Source organism: Kribbella turkmenica, from assembly GCF_004348725.1.
Lineage (GTDB): Bacteria > Actinomycetota > Actinomycetes > Propionibacteriales > Kribbellaceae > Kribbella > Kribbella turkmenica.
In genome coordinates, this window is sequence record NZ_SMKR01000299.1 from 1 (window position 1) to 2903 (window position 2903).

Sequence of the window (2903 nt, forward strand, 5' to 3'; positions counted from 1 at the left end):
TACGGGTATCGCGAGAACGCCTCCGGCCGTTACGGCCGCGCGCGCGGTCAGATCTCGCGCCAGGTCTCGGCGAACGCCAGCGCCGCCGAACTGCCGAACCACCCCTCCGGCTGGTGCACCTCGCCGCGCGCGGCGACTCCGTTCACCCGCACCTCGGCCCCGGCGCAGGGCCGGCCGATCGCCGAGGTCTCGAACCCGGTCAGCCGCGTCATCACCTGGAACGTGTCGAGTACGTCGCGCCACTCGAGCTCGATCGTGGTGGTGGCGGAGACGCAGGTGATCCGGTGGAACCGGTCGCCGCCGGACACCTCGGTGAACCGGGCCGGCACCACGGGCCCGGTCTCGATCCCGCGTCCGCGAATCGTGTCGTAGTCGCGGTAGAAGTTCTCCCAGACGTACCGCGCCAGCTCGGGGTTGTCGGCGTACATCCCGGCCGGCGCTTCGGAGCCGAGCCCGGACGCGGTCCGATCGGCCCAGACCAGCAGCGCCCGCCCCGCGCCGACCGGCGAGTACCTCGCCGTCCACATGCTCACCAGGACGACGATGTCGTCGCTGCCGGGGCGGTAGAGGATGATCATCGGGTTCTCGCCGGCGATCGCGATACCGCGCTGGATGACGGGTTCGGGAAGGGCCATGGCTGTCTCCTGATCCGCACCGCGGCGAGCGATGCCGGGACTCCGATCCCGTGCCGGTTGCACGGAAGTGCAGGAGTCTCCGAAATATCGGGGGTCCAGGTTAGAGTGTGCGAGGTCTCGGGTCGACCGAGACCTTTTCTTGTCCTGGAGGGGGACTCCTTGATGAAACTGCAGCGCCTCGCGCTCGCCGTGGCGGGTGTAGGCATGCTCGCCGCGACCGCCGCATCCGGTCCGGCCGTGGCCGGCGGCCAGGCGGACCCGAAACCGTCGTGGACCGCCAAGACTGCCGGCCCGGAGCAACGTTCGCCGGCGGCGACGACGGCCGCCTGTGCCAGCTGGGTCGGCTGGCCGACCGCCGCGGGCACCGTCGAAGCGGCCGACGTCTACCCGGGTAGGCCGCCGACGGCCGAGCTGTACGAACCGTTCAACTTCGTCGCGACCCGGGCCAACGCGACCTGGTACCTGGCACAGAACTCCACCGGCACCCAGGTCTACTTCTCCGGCCTGCTCCTGCAGGGCGGGAACCTGTACCGGCACACGACGTACGTGCGGGATTCCGGTCTCACCCCGACCTTCAAGAAGGTCGGGACCGGCTGGACCAGCTTCAAGTCCATCGCCACGTCGAACTACAGCGTCACGCAGCCCCGGCACGCCTACCTGTACGGTCTGAACACCAACGGCAGCCTGTACCGGTACGCCCAGGTCAACGGCGGTTTCAGGGCGCTCGGCTCGTTCCCCGGGTTCCGCGGTTTCAAGGCGATGACGATGATCAGCGAGTCGGCGACGTACGACACTCTGCTGATGACCACGAAGGCCGGCGCGCTGTACACCATCCGGATCCCGATCACCGCGACGGCCAAGCCGGTCGTCAAGCTGATCCGCAGCTCCGGCTGGTCGGCGTACGAGTCCCTGGTGGTCCAGGGCTGCGGCACCCGCGGCGGCTCGCTCGTCGTCGGTGTCGACGCGGACACCGACTCCGGCTACCACTACGCCATGAGCAAGGCGAACGGCACCGCCACCGCGATCACGGCGTACGGCAAGATCCCGGCCGTCTTCAACGGCGTCGACCACGTCTCGTTCACCACCTATTACGACCAACTGGTCGGCGAGTAACACCCGGGCCCGGCCGGCCTGCGGGTGACACCGCCGGCCGGTCGTGGACCGGACAGCAGAACGCGCAGGTCAGCTTGGCTGACCTGCGCGTTCCACAGACTCAAGGGGTGGAGGTGGCGGGAATCGAACCCGCGTCCTTCAGCGTCGTTTCAAGGCTTCTCCGGGCGCAGTCTGTTCGGCGTTTTCTCAGCCCCAGCGCTCTCACAGACACGTCGCTGACAGGCTCAGTCACTGTAAAAGTCCCACACCAGCCCCGTGACCGGGCTAGTGCAGCAAGCTTCCTAGCTGAGGCCAGGAACCGGGGCGGAAGCATCCCCGGGCTGACCGCTTCTTTAAGTGCTCAGGCCGTCAGGCGGCGAGAGCGAAGCTACTGCGCTTAGCGTTGGCAGTTATTGGTTTCCAGAGATCGTTAACGAGATAACCCTGGATCCTCGGCCCGCTTCCCTTGGAACAAACGTCCAAAGTCGAAACCGTTCACCCCCTGTTGAATTGTCAAACTCCCACCGGCCCCGGAGGGGGTGGAAGATCCACACTATCAAGTCCAACAACCCGCCCGCACCCGGGATTCCCGTGCCGGTTCACTACTCTGCGTCACTTGATGAAACGTAGTGTGAACGGGTAGCGGAAGTTGGAGCCGATCGCGGTCGCCAGGCCGCCGATGCCGGTGAGCACGAACCAGAGCACGCCGAGCAGCGGGAAGAGGAACGCGGTGAACCCCTCCGTCGCCCCGGTGATGATCCCCAGCAGCGCGAACGCTCCGAACGCACTCAGCTGGAAGTTCAGCGCCTCGACCGCGTGCCTGCGGACCGCCGGGTTCTTCTGACCGGTCGTCGCCACCACGATCGCCGGCCCGACGAAGAACGTCGGGTACCCGAGCCAGTGCGCGACCGTGCCCATCCCCCGGCCGTCACCGGTGTACCGCTGCACCGGCGCGGGCCGGGTGAAGGCCGCGGGTGCGTACGTCGGTACCGGCCGCGACACGAGGCCGTCGAACGTGCTGTTCAGCTCGGCGCGGGTGCGAGCCCTGAGCGCCAGTTCCAGCCGGGTGTCGAACTCGCCGTGGTCCAGCCGGCCGTCGGCGTACATTTCTTTCAGGATCTCGACGGCTCGGTCCCGTTGGGCCGGCGTCACCAGCAGGTCTGATGTGGACATGCC

3 protein-coding genes and 1 other RNA gene are annotated in these 2903 nt (G+C 67.6%); 1 reads left to right on the forward strand and 3 read right to left on the reverse strand.

What is annotated here, in order from left to right; genetic code table 11:
* Positions 1 to 47 precede the first annotated feature (47 nt).
* Entirely contained in the window at positions 48 to 635 is a 588-nt protein-coding gene (locus E1218_RS35265; protein WP_132327371.1) for a hypothetical protein, read from the reverse strand.
* Positions 636 to 797: 162 nt separating this feature from the next.
* On the opposite strand from E1218_RS35265, the gene E1218_RS35270 reads away from it, so the two are divergent.
* Entirely contained in the window at positions 798 to 1748 is a 951-nt protein-coding gene (locus E1218_RS35270; protein ID WP_132327372.1) for a hypothetical protein, read from the forward strand.
* 105 nt (positions 1749 to 1853) lie between these two features.
* Here the strand turns inward: E1218_RS35270 and ssrA are convergent.
* Together ssrA and E1218_RS35280 are read right to left on the reverse strand one after the other, a co-directional pair.
* Positions 1854 to 2230: a transfer-messenger RNA gene (ssrA, locus tag E1218_RS35275) on the reverse strand.
* 109 nt (positions 2231 to 2339) lie between these two features.
* The coding region (locus E1218_RS35280; RefSeq protein WP_233712689.1) for a DUF1707 and DUF4870 domain-containing protein at positions 2340 to 2903 on the reverse strand (564 nt) is incomplete at its 5' end.

Bases quoted from the DNA above. Each gene is read 5' to 3' on its own strand.
- E1218_RS35265 (WP_132327371.1), bottom strand. From the start codon at position 635: ATGGCCCTTCCCGAACCCGTCATCCAGCGCGGTATCGCGATCGCCGGC.
- E1218_RS35270 (WP_132327372.1), top strand. From the start codon at position 798: ATGAAACTGCAGCGCCTCGCGCTCGCCGTGGCGGGTGTAGGCATGCTC.